Source organism: Ruegeria sp. BHSC043, from assembly GCF_059612985.1.
Genome location: NZ_JBXWRS010000001.1, coordinates 378,127 through 397,937, shown reverse-complemented (window position 1 = coordinate 397,937; position 19,811 = coordinate 378,127). Strand labels below are relative to the sequence as shown.

At 63.5% G+C, this 19,811-nt stretch carries 15 protein-coding genes and 1 tRNA gene; 9 read left to right on the top strand and 7 right to left on the bottom strand.

Going from position 1 to position 19,811, the window contains the following annotated elements:
* Positions 1-103: 103 nt before the first annotated feature.
* From AC2FMM_RS01935 to AC2FMM_RS01915, 5 genes are all read left to right on the top strand, one after another.
* Entirely contained in the window at positions 104-1,690 is a 1,587-nt protein-coding gene (locus AC2FMM_RS01935) for an ABC transporter substrate-binding protein (protein ID WP_496795646.1), read from the top strand.
* A 15-nt stretch (positions 1,691-1,705) separates the two neighbouring features.
* A complete protein-coding gene (locus AC2FMM_RS01930) occupies positions 1,706-2,662 on the top strand; it encodes an ABC transporter permease (protein WP_496683567.1) in 957 nt (318 codons plus the stop codon).
* Positions 2,659-3,474, top strand: a complete 816-nt coding sequence (locus AC2FMM_RS01925) for an ABC transporter permease (RefSeq protein ID WP_170340710.1) — start codon at positions 2,659-2,661, stop codon at positions 3,472-3,474. The genes AC2FMM_RS01930 and AC2FMM_RS01925 overlap by 4 nt, the downstream gene beginning before the upstream one ends.
* The gene (locus AC2FMM_RS01920; RefSeq protein WP_496795645.1) at positions 3,471-5,108 is read left to right on the top strand and encodes an ABC transporter ATP-binding protein; all 1,638 of its coding nucleotides are present in this window, start codon (positions 3,471-3,473) and stop codon (positions 5,106-5,108) included. Before AC2FMM_RS01925 ends, AC2FMM_RS01920 begins: the two co-directional genes overlap by 4 nt.
* A 142-nt stretch (positions 5,109-5,250) precedes the next feature.
* Positions 5,251-6,087, top strand: a complete 837-nt coding sequence (locus AC2FMM_RS01915; protein WP_496795644.1) for an alkaline phosphatase family protein — start codon at positions 5,251-5,253, stop codon at positions 6,085-6,087.
* 6 nt (positions 6,088-6,093) lie between these two features.
* On the opposite strand, the gene AC2FMM_RS01910 is transcribed toward AC2FMM_RS01915, so the two are convergent.
* From AC2FMM_RS01910 to AC2FMM_RS01895, 4 genes are all read right to left on the bottom strand, one after another.
* Positions 6,094-7,017, bottom strand: coding sequence for an alpha/beta hydrolase (locus AC2FMM_RS01910; RefSeq protein WP_496795643.1), 924 nt, complete (start codon positions 7,015-7,017; stop codon positions 6,094-6,096).
* A 12-nt stretch (positions 7,018-7,029) separates the two neighbouring features.
* A complete protein-coding gene (locus AC2FMM_RS01905; RefSeq protein WP_496683579.1) occupies positions 7,030-8,919 on the bottom strand; it encodes an acyl-CoA synthetase in 1,890 nt (629 codons plus the stop codon).
* Between the two features lie 157 nt (positions 8,920-9,076).
* Entirely contained in the window at positions 9,077-10,897 is a 1,821-nt protein-coding gene (locus AC2FMM_RS01900) for an ABC transporter transmembrane domain-containing protein (RefSeq protein ID WP_496795642.1), read from the bottom strand.
* A 127-nt stretch (positions 10,898-11,024) separates the two neighbouring features.
* A tRNA-Gly gene (locus tag AC2FMM_RS01895) sits at positions 11,025-11,098 on the bottom strand.
* A 226-nt stretch (positions 11,099-11,324) separates the two neighbouring features.
* Between AC2FMM_RS01895 and AC2FMM_RS01890 the strand changes: the two genes are divergently transcribed.
* A complete protein-coding gene (locus AC2FMM_RS01890; RefSeq protein WP_496795641.1) occupies positions 11,325-13,214 on the top strand; it encodes a PhoX family protein in 1,890 nt (629 codons plus the stop codon).
* A 57-nt stretch (positions 13,215-13,271) separates the two neighbouring features.
* On the opposite strand, the gene AC2FMM_RS01885 is transcribed toward AC2FMM_RS01890, so the two are convergent.
* On the bottom strand, positions 13,272-13,838 hold the full coding sequence (locus AC2FMM_RS01885; RefSeq protein WP_496795640.1) for a tetratricopeptide repeat protein: 567 nt from the start codon (positions 13,836-13,838) through the stop codon (positions 13,272-13,274).
* Positions 13,839-13,868: 30 nt separating this feature from the next.
* Positions 13,869-14,357, bottom strand: a complete 489-nt coding sequence (locus AC2FMM_RS01880; RefSeq protein ID WP_496712236.1) for an Lrp/AsnC family transcriptional regulator — start codon at positions 14,355-14,357, stop codon at positions 13,869-13,871.
* 102 nt (positions 14,358-14,459) lie between these two features.
* Here AC2FMM_RS01880 and putA point away from each other — a divergent pair, with 102 nt between their 5' ends.
* From putA to AC2FMM_RS01865, 3 genes are read left to right on the top strand one after another with little or no spacing between them, the layout of a single operon-like run.
* The gene (gene putA / locus AC2FMM_RS01875; RefSeq protein ID WP_496795639.1) at positions 14,460-17,858 is read left to right on the top strand and encodes a bifunctional proline dehydrogenase/L-glutamate gamma-semialdehyde dehydrogenase PutA; all 3,399 of its coding nucleotides are present in this window, start codon (positions 14,460-14,462) and stop codon (positions 17,856-17,858) included.
* Between the two features lie 41 nt (positions 17,859-17,899).
* Positions 17,900-18,643 (top strand): rhomboid family intramembrane serine protease, encoded by a 744-nt coding sequence (locus AC2FMM_RS01870; protein ID WP_496795638.1) that lies wholly within the window; start codon positions 17,900-17,902, stop codon positions 18,641-18,643.
* Entirely contained in the window at positions 18,640-19,011 is a 372-nt protein-coding gene (locus AC2FMM_RS01865) for a GFA family protein (protein WP_496681771.1), read from the top strand. Before AC2FMM_RS01870 ends, AC2FMM_RS01865 begins: the two co-directional genes overlap by 4 nt.
* Before the next feature lie 9 nt (positions 19,012-19,020).
* Here AC2FMM_RS01865 and AC2FMM_RS01860 read toward each other — a convergent pair whose 3' ends face one another.
* The gene (locus AC2FMM_RS01860) at positions 19,021-19,806 is read right to left on the bottom strand and encodes an inositol monophosphatase family protein (protein WP_496795637.1); all 786 of its coding nucleotides are present in this window, start codon (positions 19,804-19,806) and stop codon (positions 19,021-19,023) included.
* Positions 19,807-19,811: the final 5 nt, after the last annotated feature.

Here is a 19,811-nt window from a genome sequence, read left to right as displayed (position 1 = left end):
AGATTTGACCTTGCCCGGTGGCGTGAAATGCGCGAACGTTGACTCATGCGTCAATAAAAAGCCCCCAACGGGCGAAAAACTCAAGCAACTGGGAGTAACTTGAATGAACGAACAACTCACTCACATGGCCAGCCAGGTGACCGCCGGGAAACTGACCCGCCGCGAATTCATGGGCAAGGCAGCCGCACTGGGCGTGTCGGCGACCATGGCCAGCACCATCTTTGCGGATGCCGCCCGCGCCGCCGGCCCCAAGAAGGGCGGCGACCTCAAGCTGGGCCTGCAGGGCGGTGAATCCACAAACTCACTGGATCCGGCCACCTATGCCAGTTCGGTTCCGTTCCAGAACGGCAAGCAGTTCGGTGACCAACTGGTCGAAGTCGCCCCTGACGGCACGATCGAGCCGCGCCTTGCCGAAAGCGTTGAAGGCAGCGCCGATGCAAAGGTTTGGACGTTCAAACTGCGTCAGGGGGTCGAGTTCCACAACGGCAAGACCATGACCAGCGAAGACGTGCTGAAAACGATGCAGCGCCACTCGAACGAAGATTCGAAGTCGGGCGCATTGGGCATCATGAAAGGTATCGAGTCGATGAAGGCCGATGGCGAGTATTTTCAGGTCACCCTGAACGAGCCGAACGCCGATCTTCCCTACCTGATGGCCGACTACCACCTGATCATCCAGCCGGACGGCGGAATGGACAACCCGGGCGCAGGTATCGGCACCGGTCCGTACAAGCTGGAAGCGGACGAACCCGGTGTGCGCCACCTTTTCTCCAAATTCGAGAACCATTGGAACCCGGATTTCGGCAACTTTGACAGCATCGAAGTGGTGGTCATCAACGATGCCACGGCCCGGACGGCTGCGCTGCAGTCAGGTCAGGTCCACGCGATCAACCGGGTTGAGCCCAAGGTTGCAGACCTGCTGGGTCGTGCACCCAACCTGACCGTGCATTCCACGGCAGGTCGCGGCCACTACGTGTTTATCATGCATTGTGACACGGCGCCGTTCGACAGCAACGAACTGCGGACTGCTCTGAAATACGCGATCAACCGCGAAGAGCTGGTCGAGAAGGTACTGCGCGGCTATGGCTCGGTCGGGAACGACATGCCGATCAACGCAGCATACCCACTGTTCGATGAGACGATCCCGCAGCGTGAGTTCAGCGTCGAAAAAGCAGCCGAACACTACAAGAAGTCCGGCCATGACGGGTCGCCCATCATTTTGCGTGTGGCCGACGGAGCCTTCCCTGGCGCCGTGGATGCCGCAGCCCTGTTCCAGCAGACCGCCCAGCAGGCCGGGATCCCGCTTGAGATCAAGCGCGAGCCGAATGATGGCTACTGGTCCGAAGTTTGGAACGTTCAGCCTTTCTGCGCGTCCTACTGGGGCGGCCGTCCAGTGCAGGACCAGATGTACGCAACTGCCTATCTGTCCACCGCCGACTGGAACGACACCCGGTTCAAGGTCAAAGAGTTCGACGACCTGCTGTTTGCCGCGCGTGCCGAGCTGGACCCGGCAAAGCGCAAGGCAATCTACAGCCAGATGGGCATGATGGTCCGTGACCAGGGCGGCCTGATCTGCCCGATGTTCAACGACTTTGTCGAAGGCATCAGCAACCAGCTGGATGGCTGGGAAACTGATCCGACCCAAGAGATGATGAACGGCAACATGTCCCGCAAGATGTGGTTCGTCTAACTCGGATCGACAGGTATGCATCCTATCATCAAACTGGTTTCCCAGCGCCTGGCGCTGGGATTCCTCTTGCTGTTTGGCGCTTCGGCCCTGATTTTCGGGTTGACCGAGGCCCTACCCGGAGACGCCGCGCAAGCCGTCCTGGGGCAGTCCGCGACCCCTGAATCCCTTGCCAACCTGCGTGAGGAGATGGGGCTGAACCGTCCCGCCTTGACCCGGTATTTCGAATGGCTTGGCGGAATTGTCCAAGGTGACATGGGCACGTCCCTGACCAACAAGCTGGACATCGCCGAGTCGGTCAGCAACCGATTGGGCAATACGTTGTTTCTTGCCTTCTGGGCGGCCATCGTCTCGGTGCCCCTTGCAATTTTCCTTGGCCTCGTCGCGGTCCGCTATCGCAACCGCTGGCCCGACAAGCTGATCTCGGCCGTCACCCTGACGACGATCTCGATCCCCGAGTTCCTGATCGGCTATGTCTTGGTTTATTTCGTGGCAGTCAAACTGGGCATGTTCTCGCCGCTGGCGATGATCAATGACAGCATGTCCTTTTGGCAGAAACTGAACTCGATCGCGCTGCCCGTCATCGTGCTGACCATGGTGGTTCTGGCACACATGATGCGCATGACCCGCGCCGCGATCCTGAACGTGATGCAGTCGGCCTATGTCGAAACGGCCGAACTGAAGGGCCTGAGCAACTTCAAGGTCATCTGGCGCCATGCCTTCCCGAACGCCATCGCCCCCATCGTGAACGTGGTGATGCTGAACCTGGCCTATCTGGTCGTGGGTGTGGTCGTCGTCGAGGTGGTGTTCGTCTATCCCGGCATGGGGCAGTACCTTGTGGACCATGTGACCAAGCGCGACGTGCCGGTGGTTCTGGCCTGCGGGGTCATCTTTGCCGCAATCTATATCGGGCTAAACATGGTTGCCGACATCGTCGCGATCCTGGCCAACCCAAGGCTGAGGCACCCGAAATGAAGAACATCCCAATCTCTGCAATGATCGGGCTGGCCTTCACCGCCCTGTATTTCATTATCGCCGTCTTTGCACCCTTCCTGGCGCCCTACGGCATGGCCGAGGTTGTGGGCGACGTATGGGAACCCTCGAGTTCGGAATTCTGGCTGGGCACCGACAATATCGGCCGCGACCTTCTCAGCCGCATGATCTATGGCGGGCGCACCACGATCTTCATCGCTACCGCCGCCACCATCCTCAGCTTCGTCACCGGTTCGATCCTGGGATTTCTGGCCGCCGTACTGGGGGGCTGGGCTGATCAGGTGATGTCGCGGACCGTGGACCTGATCATGTCGATCCCGTCGCTAATCACCGCGCTGGTAGTTCTGGCGATGGTGCCGGTCACCATCCCGGTTCTGATCGTGGTCATGGGCCTGTTGGACGCCACCCGCGTCTATCGCCTGGCCCGGGCCGTGGCTGTTGACATCGAGGTCATGGACTATGTCGAGGCCGCAAAGCTGCGCGGCGAAGGCCGCGGCTGGATCATCTTCCGCGAGATCCTGCCCAACGCGTTGTCACCGCTGGTGGCCGAACTGGGCCTGCGCTTCATCTTCATGGTGCTGTTCGTCTCGACCCTGTCGTTCCTGGGCCTGGGCGTTCAGCCCCCGCTGGCCGATTGGGGCGGCATCGTGAAAGAAAACAAGGACGGCATCGTCTATGGCATCGGCGCGGCGCTGTATCCGGCGGTGGCCATCGCCACGCTGGCCATCTCGGTCAATTTGGTGGCTGACTGGATCCTGAACCGCACCACATCGCTGAAAGGAGGCCGGGGATGAGCGATACCCTTCTCAAGGTCCGTGACCTCAAGATCGGCGCGACCGTCTATCCGCCGGGCGAAAAACCCCGCGACATCGAGATCGTGCACGGGGTCAGCTTTGACCTCGAGCGCGGCAAGGTGCTGGGGCTGATCGGAGAATCCGGTGCCGGGAAGTCGACCATCGGGCTGGCCTCGATGGCCTATGGCCGGGGCGGCGTGAAGATCACCGGCGGCGAGGTCTGGGTGAACGGGCGCGATATTCTCAAGACGTCGCTCTCGGATATCCGCAAACTGCGCGGCGGCGAGGTGACCTATGTGTCGCAATCGGCGGCAGCGTCCTTCAACCCGGCCAAGAAGATCATGGATCAGGTGGTCGAAGCTGCGGTCGAGCAGAAGAAGTTCGGCCGCAAAGAGGCCGAAGCCCGCGCGCGTGAGCTGTTCGCCAAGCTGGGCCTTCCCGACCCGGACAACATCGGCAACCGCTATCCGCATCAGGTCTCGGGTGGGCAGTTGCAGCGTTGCATGACGGCGCTGGCGCTGTGCCCCGAGCCGGATCTGGTGGTGTTCGACGAACCCACGACCGCGCTTGACGTGACAACCCAGATCGACGTTCTGATGGCGATCAAGGAAGCGATCCGTGACACGGGTGTGGCCGCGCTGTACATCACCCACGATCTGGCGGTCGTGGCGCAGGTCAGCGATGACATCATGGTGCTGCGGATGGGCGATATGGTCGAATACGGCACCACCGACCAGATCATCAACGACCCGCAGGAGGAATACACCAAGGCGCTGGTCTCGGTGCGTTCGATCGACCATGAGGAAAAGCAACCGACGCCGAAACCGGTGCTGCAGGTGGATGGCATCACCGCCCGCTACAAGGGACTGAATTTCGACGTTCTGCACAACGTCAATGTCGAGGTCCATCCCGGCCAGACATTGGCAGTCGTGGGCGAATCCGGCTCGGGAAAATCCACGCTGGCCCGGGTGATCACCGGCCTGCTGCCCCCGCGCGACGGCGAGATCACCTTTGCCGGGCGCAAGCTCAGCCCCGATCTGGCCGGACGCTCGCGCGAGGACCTGCGCGAGTTGCAGATGATTTACCAGATGGCCGATGTTGCGATGAACCCGCGCCAGACGGTGGGTACCATTATCGGCCGGCCGCTCGAGTTCTACTTCAACATGCGCGGCGCCGAGAAGCACAAGCGCATCATCGAACTGTTGGACGAGATCGAACTGGGCGAAGGTTTCATCGATCGCTATCCGGCGGAGCTGTCAGGAGGTCAGAAGCAGCGTGTGTGCATTGCCCGCGCGCTGGCGGCCAAGCCCAAGATGATCATCTGTGACGAGGTCACATCGGCGCTGGATCCACTGGTGGCGGACGGCATCCTCAAGCTGTTGCTGGACCTGCAGAAGATCGAGGACGTCGCCTATCTGTTCATCACCCATGACCTGGCGACGGTGCGCGCCATCAGCGACAGCATTGCCGTGATGTATCAGGGGCGCGTGGTGCGCTATGGACCCAAATCGCAGGTGCTGAGCCCGCCATTCGACGACTATACCGATCTGCTGCTCAGCTCGGTCCCCGAGATGCATCTGGGCTGGCTGGAAGAGGTCGTGGCCCACCGCAAGATGGAGAGCGCCGGCAACTGAACCGCCCAAAACCGGAAATCCCGGCGTTTTGTCCCAAGACAGACGTCGGGATTTTTGCCATTCCGAGCGCGAATTGACAGGTCGCGCGCGTTTCAGGCGATAGACTCGACCGGAAACAAACCCCGCGAACAAGGAGATCGCGATGGACCGCAAACTGCTGCTGATCATTCTCGACGGGGTTCCCTGGCGCAATTTCCGCCGGCTTTTCGGCAATCTCGAAGGCTGGGTCGACAGCGGCGAGGCGCGAGTTTGGAAACACCGCTCTGTGCTGCCGTCGATCTCGGCCAGCTGCTATGCCTCGATCCACACCGGCGTTTCACCGCAGGAGCATGGCTGCACCGGAAACGGCAACGTGTTCCGGCTGGACCACAAGGACATCTTCAGCCAAGTGCGCGAGGCCGGCGGCGTGACCGGGGCCGTCACCCACAGCTTTTGGTCGGAGTTCTTCAACCGCCACCCCTTCGACTATGTGCGCGACATCGAATATGACGAGCCGGACAGCCCGTCCATCAATCACGGCCGGTTCCACTCGATGACGGGCTATGGCAAAGCCAACCAGATGACGCCGTCCGATGTCGACCTGTTTGCGACCCTGACCAACCTGTGCCTGCGGTTCGGGCTGGAATACGGCATTCTCCATACCTGTACGCTCGACAGCATGGGCCACCGGTTCTACCACGATTGTGAAGAGATGGATCACGCCTGCTTCGTCATGGACGAGATGCTGGCCCCCTTCATTCCCCGCTGGCGGCAGTTGGGATACGAGGTGATCGTGACCGCCGATCACGGCCAGGACGAGCGCGGCCACCACGGCGGGCGCAGCCCCCTACAGCAGGAAACGGCGCTGTACTACTTCGGCGATGCCGAAGGCCCCGATGCGGAAACGGTCATTGACCAGTTGCAGTTGGCGCCCACGGTTCTGACCCGCATGGGCGCTCCGGTGGCCGAGACGATGAAGGCCAAGCCATTCCTGCGCTGAGCGCCGTCAGTCGTAGTTCCACAACCCCTGCCCCAACGCCTCGACCGCGATCGAGATCCGTTCGAAGCTGTCGGCGGCGCGGGTCACCGAATGGCGGGCGCGCAGGTAGCCATGCACGAGGCCGGCTTCGTTGATCCAATGCGCCTGCCCACCGGCGGCGGTGATTTTGGCGCAGTACGCGGCACCGTCATCGCGTAGCGGGTCACAGTCGGCGGTTACCACCACCGTCGGCGGCAGCCCGGAAAAGTCGGTATCGTGCAGGGGGGCGAATTTGGGGTCAAGTTCCGGAACGGCGCCGCCACACCGGACTCTTTCATAGAACAGAACCTCGTCGCGCGTCAGCATCGGCGCGTGGGCGTGTTCGATATACGATCCCTGGTTCGGGTCGCCACCCAAACCGGGATAGATCAGAACCTGCCCCAGGATGTTCCCAATCCGCCCGCGCGCATGATGGGCGACGGCTGCGGCCAGGTTTCCGCCCGCGCTGTCCCCGGCCAGAACCAGCGGGTCGCCGAATTCGGATTGCACCCAGTTCGCCGCGGTCCAGCAATCCTCGAACTGCGCCGGATGAATATGTTCAGGACACAGCCGGTAGTCGACCGCCACCACCCGATAGCCGGTTTGGGCGCACAGTTCGGCGCAGACGTCATCGTGGCTGTCCAGCCCGCCCACGACGAACCCGCCGCCATGCATGTAGACGACGGTTCGGGTTGGATCGCCGCAGAAATAGACGCGCACCCCGACCCCATCGGCCGAGGTGTCCCGCGTTTCGACGCCCGGTGGACGCGGCTGCCGAAACGCGCGGCACATGTCGTCGTAGACGCTGCGCTGGTCCTCGATGGACCGCTCCACCGCGTCTTCGGGATAGCTTTCGGCGGTGCGCCGGATGAACGCCCAGGTCTCCTCGTCGATCAGACGTTCATAGTCCATTGCCCCTCCGGATCAGTCGGCCCACTCCCATGGCCGGGTGAAGTTGCCCAGCACCTGGTTCACATCGTCCTCGGATGCACCGTTCACGTCAAGCTGCGCGACAAGGCCCCGCTTTTTGTCGTCGATGACCGACACGACCCGCGCCGGAACGCCGGCGGTTTCCAACGCCTGATTGTAGACCCGCGTGATCGCCTGTTTGCGCAGTTCAGGCTTGAAAACCTTGCCCACCGCGGTTTTCGGCAGCTCGGGCAGGATGGTCATGTGCTTGGGATGCGCGGCGCGTTCATGCACGTGGATCTTGCAGTATTCCAGCAGTTCTTCCTCGGTCACGCTGGCGCCTTCGACCAGTTCGACAAAGGAACAGGGGACTTCGCCCGCATGAGCGTCGGGCTGACCGATGGCGCCGGCGAAGGCCACCGCGTCATGGCCCAGCAAGGCCTCTTCAATCTCGGCCGGGTCGATGTTGTGACCGCCGCGAATGATCAGATCCTTGGCGCGGCCGGTGATCCACAGATACCCGTCCGCATCGAACCGACCCAAGTCGCCGGTGCGCAGGTATTTGTCGAAGTAGTACAGATCGACGTTCTTGTCTTCCTCTGTATAGGTGTTCCCGGCATAGACGCCCGGGTTCGACACGCAGATCTCGCCCACTTCGTCCACCGCGCATTCCTTGGGTCCGTCGGGGCCGTCGCGCAGGATCTTGACGTCAGTGTACGGGAACGGGATCCCGATCGAGCCGATCTTCTTCTCGCCATCCACCGGGTTGCAGGACACCAGGCAGGTGGCCTCGGTCAGGCCATAGCCTTCGACGATGGTCACACCGGTCGCTTTCTCGAACCGGCGGAACAGCTCGACCGGCAGCGGGGCCGACCCCGAGAAGGCCGTCTTGACGGTCGAGATGTCTGCATCCACCGGGCGCTGCATCTTGGCCGAGATCGCCGTGGGCACGGTGATGATGAACGAAACCTTCCAGCGCTCGATCAATTTCCAGAAGTTGTCGAACACACCGTCGCCGCGATACCCGGCGGGGGTCGGGAACACCACATGGGCGCCCGACGACACCGCCGCCATCACGATCACATGGCAGGCAAAGACGTGGAACATCGGCAGCGGGCACATGATCACGTCCTCTTCCGAGAACAGCAGCGTGTGGCCCAGCCACCCATTGTAGATCATGCCGGAATATTTGTGCTGCGCGACCTTCGGCATTCCCGTGGTGCCGCCGGTGTGGAAATAGCAGGCGACCCGGTCCTCTTTGCTGTCCTCGAAGGTCAGCGTGGTGGGTTGCTTGGCCAGTTCCTTGTTGAAATCCAGGTAGTCGGCGTGGGCCAGATGCTCTTTGTCCTCCATCTTGGGCCGGACCAACGGCACAATCCACGATTTCGGCGGCGTCAGGTACCGGTTCAGATCGATCTCCAGCACGGTGTTGACACCCGGCGCGTGGCGCACGGCCTCGGCGACCTTCTGCGCCACATCCGTCTTTGGGAAAGGCTTCAGCGTGACCACGACCTTGGCCTTGGTCTCACGCAGGATCGACGCGATCTGCTCGGGCTCGAGCAGCGGGTTGATTGGGTTCACGATCCCGGCCACCGCGCCGCCCATCATAGTGATCAACGTCTCGTTGCAGTTAGGCAGCACATAGGCCACCACGTCGTTTTCCTTGACCCCCAAAGAACGGAACAGATTGGCTGCCTGGTTCGTCTTGGCCAGCAGTTTCGACCATGTCAGGGTTTCGGCCTTGTCCTTGGGGCCGGACAGGATCTGGAAACTGATCGCGTTGCGATCCGGGAACTTAGCGGCCGTCCGCGAGAGCAGCTGATGGAACGAGACGGGTACGTCGCGGGCCTCCCACGGCATTTCCTGCTCGATCCTGATTTTGTCTTCCTTGCCCACAAAGGCCATGTGGTTCCTCCCCATTTCTGCCCTGCGTTTTTCGCAGGCTGTCCATCGCTTTCAAGATGAAAGCAAACAGTGCCCTGCGCAAGCGAGGGCTTACCCTCGGGCAAGGGGAAAATGTAGAATGACGCTACGGCGGTTCGGGAATTGCCCGCGCGTCACTTCACTCGGCGGCCACGCCATCGGTGAACTGGAGGCGCGCCAGACGCGCATAGAGCCCACCTTGTGCCACCAGGTCGTCATGGGTGCCCTGCGCCACGATCCGGCCGTTCTCCATCACCACGATGCGATCGGCCTTTTTCACGGTGGCCAGACGGTGCGCCACGATCAGGGTAGTGCGCCCGGCGCGCATTTGGTCGACGGCGGCCTGAACTGCGCGCTCGCTCTCGGCATCCAGCGCCGATGTCGCCTCGTCCAGCAGCAGAACCGGAGCGTCGCGTAAAATCGCCCGCGCGATGGCGATGCGCTGTTTCTGCCCGCCCGACAGCATCACGCCGCGTTCGCCGACGAAACTGTCATAGCCTTCGGGAAGGGCCGAGATGAAGTCATGCGCCGCGGCGGCACGGGCGGCGGCCTCGACCTCGGCATCCGAGGCGTCCAGCCGTCCGAAGCGGATGTTCTCGCGCGCCGAGGCCGCAAAGATCACTGGGTCCTGCGGCACCAAGGCCATGTACTGCCGGAAATCTGCCCGGCGCATGTCGCGCAAGTCGATCCCGTCCAGGCTGACCTGACCGGCCTCGGGGTCATAAAATCGCTGGATCAACTGGATCACGGTCGTCTTGCCCGCGCCCGAGGGGCCGACGAAAGCCACGGTCTCGCCCGGGCTCACCGTCAGCGACAGATCGTCCAGAGCCAGAACGTCGGGACGGGCCGGATAGCGGAAGTTCACTTTGTCGAAAGAGATCTGCCCCTTGACCGGCTGCGGCAGCGCCTTGGGTTGCGCCGGGTCGTTGACCGTACCCTCGGCGTTCAGCAACTCGACCAGCCGTTCGGTTGCGCCTGCGGCGCGTTGCAGCTCGCTCCAGATTTCGGAAAGGGCAGCCACGGACCCGGCCATGATGATCGAATAGATCACGAACTGGATCAGAACGCCTTCGGTCATCACGCCGTTGCGCACATCGTTCGCGCCCATCCACAACACGCCGACGATCCCCGAGAACACAAGGAAGATCACGATCACCGTAAGAACCGCGCGCGTCTGGATGCGGCGCAGGGACGCCTGATAGGCGGTCTCGGTCAGGTCGGCGAATTGCTTGCGGCTGGCATCCTCGTGGGTAAAGGCCTGCACAGTCTGCACCGCGCCCAGCGCCTCGCCCGCGTTACCGGAACTGGCCGCGATCCAGTCCTGGTTCTCGCGGCTGATGGCCCGCAGGCGCCGACCGAGCACCAGGATCGGCACCACCACCACCGGGATCAGCAACAGCACCAGCCCGGTCAGCTTGGCCGAGGTCAGCAGCATCAGAACCAAACCGCCGAAGAACAGCAGCATGTTGCGCAGCGCGATCGAGACCGACGAGCCCAGAACTGACTGGATCAGCGTCGTGTCGGTGGTGATCCGGCTGAGCACCTCGCCGGTCATGATGCGTTCATAGAAGGCCGGGCTCATCCCGATCACGCGGTCGAACACGGCCTTGCGGATGTCGGCCACGACCCGCTCGCCCAGCCGCGTAACCAGCGCATAGCGGACCCCTGTGCCCACGGCCAGCATCGCGGCAATACCCAGCGCCGCCAGGAAGTACCAATCCAGCAACTCGCCATCTTCGATACGGAAATTGTCGACCACCCGTCGCACCGCCAGCGGCAGCGTCAGCGTCATGCTGGCGGTCAGAACCAGCGCCAGCGTCGCCCCGATCATCAACAGGCGGTAAGGCCGCAAGAACGGCCAGAGCGAGGCCAGAACGCCCAGTTTCCGCGATCCGGGGCGTTCGTCATGCGAACCGTGTGCCTGTTTGGTTGCTTGGTTGGCGGGTTGTGGTCTTGCCATGCCTGGCCCTTGTTTCGCGATCAGCTGTTGATGGGGCTTCTTGGCGGCACAGGCCGGTCGGGTCAAGCTGTCCGTGGCACATCAGCCCTTGGCAAGGGCTATTTGACGCAAGCATCTCCGGGAAGACTGGAGCGGGTAGACGGAATCGAACCGACATAACCTGCTTGGAAGGCAGGGGCTTTACCATTAAGCTATACCCGCTTGGTGCTGGGCTGAGTAGTCCATGCCCGGGCGGTCGTCAAGCACCGAAATCGGTGGTTCGCGTGCTTTTCCGTGCGGCTTTGCCTGTGTTCGTGCCGCAGCCTCGGCCTCAATGTGCCGTCAGATTGCCGTATCGTCCGCTCGCCCTGCCCAGCCTTCAAGTGTTTGTCATACTCAGTGCCTAAATCCGTTTCACGAATCCATTCCGACAGCGAGGAACTACCCCATGAAAGACGTTGATCCCACCACCCTGTCCGCCGACGATTGGGACGAGCTGCATTTCCCCCGCCCCGCCGAGAACGATTTTGACCGTGTCGTGGACAGCGCGCTGTCGCGCCGGGGGTTTCTGAGCGGCGTTCTTGCCTTCGGCTCCGGGGCCGCCGCAATGGGCACCGGCCTGCTGGGGTCGACCTCGGCACAGGCCCAGGCCGCGTCACGGTTTGCCTTCACACCAATCCCGGCCCAGACCGACGGGACGGTGCATGTGCCCGAGGGCTACGATTGGAAGGTTCTGATCCGCTGGGGCGATCCGCTGTTCTCGGACGCCGACGGCTATGACGTCACCGATGGCGGCCCGGTCGAAAAATCTGATCGTATTTTCGGCGAGAATACCGACGGGATGGAGGCATTTTCGTATCGTGGTCGCCAACTGATCGCGGTGAACCACGAATACCCCAACCGCAAGATCAACTTGCCCGCCGCTCAGGACGGCAAACCCGCCAGCGCCGATGACGTGCGCAAGCTGCAGAACATCCAAGGCGTGACCGTGATGGAGATCGCCGAAGGCGCCGATGGCTGGACCGTCGTCAAGGACAGCCCGTTCAACCGCCGCATCTATCACAACACGCCCATGAAGATCGCAGGCCCCGCCGCCGGGCACGACCTGATGAAGACCGAGGCCGACCCGACCGGCACCCAGTCGCTGGGCACCCTGAACAACTGCGGCGCGGGCAAGACGCCTTGGGGCACCTATCTGACCTGCGAGGAAAACTTCAACGGCTATTTCGGCTCGAGCGACGAGACTGCCAGCTACGACCCCAAAGTCGCCGACGGCTACAAACGCTATGGCATCAAGGCCCAGAGCTGGAACGGCTACGAATTGTTCGATCCGCGCTTTGACACCTCGAAGAACCCCAACGAGCCGCACCGCGCCGGTTGGGTGGTCGAGATCGACCCGACCGACCCCGAAAGCACGCCGGTCAAGCGCACCGGTCTGGGGCGTTTCAAGCACGAAAACGCCGCTGTCGAGTTGGCCCGGGATGGCCGCGTGGTGGTCTACATGGGCGATGACGAACGCGGCGAATACCTGTACCGCTATGTCTCGAACGGCATATACACACCCGGCGGCGAAACCGAAGGGCTGCTGGATGACGGGACGCTCTATGTGGCCAGGTTCAATGACGACAGTACCGGGCAATGGGTTCCGCTGACGCCCGAGACCACCGGAATGGAGCAGGCCGAGATCCTGATCTTCAGCCGCATGGCGGCCTCGAAGGCGGGCGGCACCACCATGGATCGACCCGAATGGGTGGCCACCAGCCCGGTCGCGTCCGAGGCCTATTGCTGCCTGACCAACAACAAGAACCGCGGCGTCAAGCCGAATGCGGGTGGCGACGACACCTCGGTCAACGGTCCCAACCCGCGCGAGGCCAACAAATACGGCCAGATCGTCCGCTGGCGCCCGGCGGATGACGACCACGCCGCCGATGGCTTTGACTGGGATCTGTACGTCATGGCGGGCAACCCGACGGTGCATTCCGATGCCTATGCCGGGTCCGAAAACATCAACGAGGGCAACCTGTTCAACTCGCCCGATGGCATGATGATCGACAGCACCGGGATGGTCTGGATCCAGACCGACGGCAATGACGACAACGAAGGCGACTTTGCCGGGCACGGCAACAACCAGATGCTGGTCGGCGATCCGGTCACCGGCGAGATCGCGCGGTTCATGACCGGCCCGAACGGCTGCGAGGTCACCGGCCTGACCTGGTCGGCGGATCGGCGCACGATGTTTGTGGGCATCCAGCATCCCGGCAAAAACTGGCCCGACGGAGGCACGCCGCGTTCTGCGATCATCGCGATCAAGCGCACTGACAACGAGGTTCTGGGCTGATCCGGCCTTAGGTTCAACGCCACCTCCGGCCTGTGCCGGAGGTGGCCATCATTGGGTTCAAAGATCCTGCCCCAGAGGGGCCAGCGGCCCGCCCTTGGCGGCCAGGTGACGTTCGGGCAACCACGGGTTCAGGGCCAGCGCCCGAGCCAGTTCCTCGCGCGCTTCGTCGATTCGGTGCAGGCCCATCAAGGTCAGCGCGCGCCCGCTGATCGCCGCGATGTGGTTGGGCGACAACGCCAGTGCGCGGTCCAGATCGGTCAGTGCCGCCTCGAAATCCTGACGCAGAAAATTGACGAAGGCGCGCTGGTTGTACCCTTCGGCATAGTTTGGACAATAGGCAATGAGCCGGTCGAAATCCTGCAATGCGCCCAGCAGGTCCCAGGCGCTGCGGAGCGACATGCCGCTGTCCAGAACCGCCTGCGCGGCCTCGTCTGGCGCGTCGGCCCACAACTCCCACATCTGGTTCGAGATCTCGCGGGCGGCCATCTCGGTATCGGCCTGCCGGATCTGGTCGATCAGTTCGCCCAGCCGGGCGTCGTGGTCGGGCGCGGGAGGACATGTTTCGGCGAGCGCCGGGATCCCGACGCCCGTGCTCAGCACTGCGGAAAGGACAAGATTTCTCATATACCAATGGTGGCGCACCACCAGATTTCGTCAACCCACACCATCGATGGCATCGGCCAGCCCGGTCTCTTTCACCGCCTCCATCGCCACGAAGGTCGAGGTGCTGGCCACATGCGGCAGCGACGAGATCTTTTCGGCCAGAACCGCGCGATATTCCGTCATAGACCCGGTCCGCACCTTCAGCAGATAGTCGAAATTCGACGCGATCATGTGCGCCTGTTCGATCTCGGGCACTTTGCGCACGGCCGCGTTGAACTCGGCCAGCGCCTTTTCCCGCGTGTCGGTCAGGCGCACCTCGACAAAGGCCACATGGTCCAGGCCCAGGCGGATCGGGTCCAGCATCGCACGGTAGCCGGTGATGATCCCCTCGGACTCGAGTCGTTTCAGCCGCGCCTGTGTCGGCGATTTCGACAGCCCGATCCGACGGGCCAGATCCGCGACCGAGATCCGCCCGTCCTCGGCCACGATGGACAGAATCGCGCGGTCGAACCGGTCCAAACCCGGAAAGTCTTTTCGCATGGCATTTGATCCTAAATTCAGGACATCGGGTGCCCGATATTTCATTTTCGGTCCGTTGTCCCGCAAAATCGCAAGTATACTGCGTGAAAGACCGGAGGACACATGACTCACAGCCTGCGCCACACCATCGATTCCATGACCTACGCGGACCAGACCGCGTTGCTGAAATCCCTGACCGATCAGGCCGCCCTGACCCAAGCGGACCGCACCGCCATCTGCGAGGCGGCTGCGCAACTGGTGCGCGACATCCGCTCCAGCACCGCGCCGGGGCTGATGGAGGTATTCCTCGCCGAATACGGCCTTTCGACCGAAGAAGGCGTGGCGCTGATGTGCCTGGCCGAGGCGCTCTTGCGCGTGCCCGATGCCGACACGATCGACGCGCTGATCGAGGACAAAATCGCACCCTCGGACTGGGGCAAGCATCTCGGTCACTCGTCATCGTCGCTGGTCAACGCCTCGACCTGGGCGCTGATGCTGACGGGCAAGGTGCTGGACGAGGGCAAGGCCTCGCCGGTCAGCGCCCTGCGCGGCGCTATCAAGCGGCTGGGCGAGCCGGTCATCCGCACCGCCGTCGGGCGCGCGATGAAGGAAATGGGCCGGCAGTTCGTTCTGGGCGAAACCATCCAGTCCGCCATGAAACGCGCCGCCGGGATGGAGGCCAAGGGCTACACCTATTCCTACGACATGCTGGGCGAGGCCGCCCGCACCGAGGCGGACGCGGCGCGCTATCACCTTGCCTATTCTCGCGCCATCGCCGCGATTGCCGAGGCCTGCACCCATGACGACATCCGCGCCAACCCCGGCATCTCGGTCAAGCTGTCGGCCCTGCATCCCCGCTACGAAGTAGCCCAGGAAGAGCGCGTGATGCACGAACTGGTGCCGCGCCTGCGGGCCCTTGCCCTTCTGGCCAAGGCCGCCGGCATGGGCCTGAACGTGGACGCCGAAGAGGCCGACCGCCTGTCGCTGTCGTTGCAGGTGATCGAGGCGGTGATGTCCGAACCGGCGCTTGCGGGCTGGGACGGGTTCGGCATCGTGGTGCAGGCCTATGGCCCGCGCGCGGGGCTGGTGCTGGACACGCTCTATGACATGGCCGAGCGCCACGACCGCAAGCTGATGGTGCGCCTCGTCAAGGGCGCCTACTGGGACACCGAGATCAAGCGCGCGCAGGTCGCGGGCGTCGACGGCTTCCCGGTCTTCACCCAGAAGGCGGCGACCGACATCTCCTACATCGCCAATGCCCGCAAGCTGCTGGGCATGACCGACCGGATCTATCCGCAATTTGCCACCCACAACGCCCACACGGTCAGCGCGATCCTGCATATGGCCGAGGACCAGCCCTTCGAGTTCCAGCGCCTGCACGGCATGGGCGAAACCCTGCACCGGCTGGTGATGGAGCGCCAGAACACCCGCTGCCGGATCTACGCGCCGGTCGGGGCGCATCGCGACCTGCTGGCCTATCTGGTGCGGCGCCTTTTGGAAAACGGCGCCAACAGCTCTTTCGTCAACCAGATCGTTGACGAGAACGTCCCGCCAGAAGAGGTCGCCGCCGACCCGTTCGAGGCAGTTCAAGAGCCCGCGAAACACCTGCCCACCGGCCCCGAGCTGTTCCTGCCCGAGCGCCCGAACTCGCGCGGGTTCGACCTGGCCCATACGCCGACGCTGGATGCGATCGACGCCGCGCGCCACGCCTTCCGCGCCCATCACTGGTATGCCCGCCCGTTGCTGGCCGACGAGGCCTCGCCCGAGGCCGACGAGGTGGTCACGAACCCGGCCCACCCGCAGGACCAGCCCGGCACCGTCGCCCCGGCCAGCGCCTCGGATGTCGAACTTGCGCTGGCCGCAGCTGCTCCGTGGCAGGCCCCAACGGCCGAGCGCAGCCGCATCCTCAACGCCGCAGCAGACCTCTACGAGGAGCACTATGGCGAAATCTTCGCCCTGCTGGCGCGCGAGGCCGGCAAATCGCTGCCCGACGCGGCGGCCGAACTGCGCGAGGCGGTGGACTTCCTGCGCTACTACGCCGCCAACATCCCCGAGGGCGAGCCTGCGGGCACCTTCACCTGCATCAGCCCATGGAACTTCCCGCTGGCCATCTTCACCGGCCAGATCGCGGCCGCGCTTGCCACCGGCAATGCCGTGCTGGCCAAGCCCGCGCCGCAGACCCCGCTGATCGCCCACCGGGCCGTGCAACTGCTACATCAGGCCGGCGTGCCGCGCGATGCCCTGCAACTCTTGCCGGGCGGGCCGTCGGTGGGCGCCGCGCTGACATCCGACCCGCGCGTCTCGGGCGTGGCCTTCACCGGCTCGACCGCGACGGCCCTGAAAATCCGCGCGGCCATGGCCCAGAACCTCAAACCCGGCACGCCGCTGATCGCCGAAACCGGCGGGCTGAACGCGATGATTGTGGACAGCACCGCCCTGCCCGAGCAGGCCGTGCAGTCGATCATCGAAAGCGCCTTTCAGTCGGCGGGCCAGCGCTGTTCCGCCCTGCGCTGCCTGTATCTGCAGGAGGACATCGCCGATGACGTGCTGACCATGCTCAAGGGCGCGATGAACGCCCTGTCGGTGGGCGATCCGTGGCTGCTCTCGACTGATTGCGGCCCGGTGATCGACGAGCAGGCCCGTCAGGGCATCGCCGACCACGTCGCCAAGGCCCGCGCCGAGGGTCGTGTGTTGAAAGAACTGGCGCTGCCGCCCGAGGGGATCTTCGTGGCGCCCACGCTGATAGAGGTCCCCGGCATCAATGCGCTGGAACGCGAGATCTTCGGCCCCGTGCTGCATGTCGCCCGTTTCAAGTCGCACGAGATCGACCAGGTGATTGCCGACATCAATGCCACCGGCTACGGCCTGACCTTCGGCCTGCACACCCGCATCGACGACCGCGTGCAGCACGTCACCGAGGCGATCCACGCGGGCAACATCTATGTCAACCGCAACCAGATCGGCGCGATCGTCGGCTCGCAGCCCTTCGGCGGCGAAGGCCTGTCCGGCACCGGCCCCAAGGCGGGCGGGCCGAACTATCTGGCCCGTTTCTGCGCCCCGGACCGACAGGTCGTGGCCGCGGAATGGTCCGCCGCGGCCGACCTGCCCGCACCGATCGGGCAGCCTGCCGCGCCGACGACCCGCTCGATGCCCGGACCGACCGGTGAATCGAACCGGCTGACCGAGTTTCCCCGCGCGCCGTTCTTGTGCCTAGGCCCCGGCCCCGAGGCGGCCAAGGCGCAGGCGGAGGCCATATTCGCTCTGGGCGGCACGGCAATCCGGGCCGAGGGGGCGCTGGCCCTGCACCGGCTGGAGGACCTGCAGGGAATTGCAGGCGTTCTGTGGTGGGGCGACGCGGACACCGCGCGCCAGATCGAACTGCATCTGTCGCGCAGAACCGGGCCCATCCTGCCGCTGATCCCCGGCTTGCCCGACCGGTCGCGGGTGATGGCCGAGCGCCATGTCTGCGTCGATACCACGGCCGCCGGAGGAAACGCCGCACTTCTGGGCGGTGCGGCATAAGCTGACTTGACGCTGGGCCAGGAAAAGCCCAGCGTCCCCCCATGTTCCCAATTCGAGACCACAACCCCTCGGGGCGCACGCCCTATGTCGTCTATGCGCTGATCGCGGCGAATGTTTTGATTTTCCTCAGCTATGTAGGAATCATGGACGACGCCCGGCTGATCAATCGGTTCTATTTCGACTATGCGATCATCCCCGCCCGCATCAGCGACGGCGTGGCGCTCGAGACGTTGGTGACGTCGATGTTCCTGCATGGCGGCTGGATGCATCTGATCGGCAACATGCTGTTCCTTTGGATCTTCGGCGACAACCTGGAAGACGAGATGGGCCACCTGCCCTTCCTGCTGTTCTACATGGTCGCCGGTATCGGCGCAGGGCTGATCCACATCATCACGGCCCCGGGGTCGCTGGTTCCGACCATAGGCGCCTCGGGCGCCATTGCCGGGGTCATGGGAGGCTACCTTCTGATGTTCCCAAGGGCACGCGTAGATATCCTGCTGATTCTGGTCGCCTATGTGCGGGTCTTCACTATCCCGGCCTTCGTGATGCTGGGCGTCTGGTTGGGAATGCAGTTCCTTGGCAGCGTGTCCAGCAACCCTGACGCCGGCGGTGTAGCCTATTGGGCGCATACGGGCGGCTTCGTGATCGGTTTGATTTTGTGCATCCCGCTGTGGCTGAAACGCGGCGGGCCAGCTTATTGGAGCCGTACCCACGGTCACCCGCCGCATCCCGAACACCGCTACAAGCTCAGCCAGTCCCGCATACCAAGAGTGCCACGCCGATGACCCGGATGACCGCCACCTGCCATTGCGGCACCGTGAAGATTGAGGCCGAGTTCCCCGGCGGCCTGTCCACGGCCGCCCGATGCGACTGTTCCTTTTGCATCCGCCGTGGGGCCGCCGCCGTGACCGCCATCACCGACAGCCTGCGCATCCTGCAGGGCGCAGACAATCTGAGCCTCTACACATGGGGCACGCACACGGCCAAACACTATTTCTGCAAGACCTGCGGGATATATGTCTATCACCAGAGGCGATCAGACCCCGCGGAATGCGGGGTCAACCTGGGGTGCATCGAAGGTGGCAACCCGCGCACGCATGGCCCGATTCCGTGGAATGACGGGGTCAACCACCCCTCGGACCGAACCGATTGAGCGGAAGGCTCAGCCCCGGATCACCTCGGCGAACTGGTCGAAGATCGGCTCGTTGGCACAGATCACTTCGCCATCCTCCAGAATGCTGCCCTCGGGGTTCAGCGGCTGCACAAGGCCACCGGCCTCTTTCACGATGATGATGCCCGCGGCCATGTCCCAGGCATTCAGCCGACGTTCCCAGAACCCCTCGTAGCGACCGGCAGCCACATAGGCCATGTCCAGCGCCGCGGCGCCCCAACGGCGCACGCCCGCGCAGACCGGCATCAGCCGGGCCAGATCCTGCAGCGTGGCCGGCAGATCGGACCGCCCGCCAAACGGCAGACCGGTCGAAAAGATCGACTCGATCATGCGATGCCGGCCCGACACGCGGATACGCATGTCGTTCATCCAGGCGCCTTCGCCCTTTTCGGCAAAGAACATCTCGTCCTTGGCGGGGTCATAGATCACGCCGGCGACGATCTTGCCCTTGTGTTCCAGCGCGATCGAAATGGCCCAGTGCGGCAGGCCGTGCAGGAAGTTAGTGGTGCCATCCAGCGGATCGACGATCCAGCGCCGGGTCGGGTCTTCGCCCTCGATCTCGCCGCCCTCTTCGGCCAGCCAGCCATAAGTGGGGCGCGCGCCCAGCAGTTCCTCTTTCAGGATCTTCTCGGCGGCAATGTCGGCCTTCGAGACGAAATCGCCCGCGCCCTTCATCGACACCTGCAGGTTCTCGACTTCGCGAAAGTCCTTTACCAGCGATCGGCCCGCCTTGCGTGCGGCCTTGATCATGATGTTGAGATTTGCACTGCCAACCATTGTTC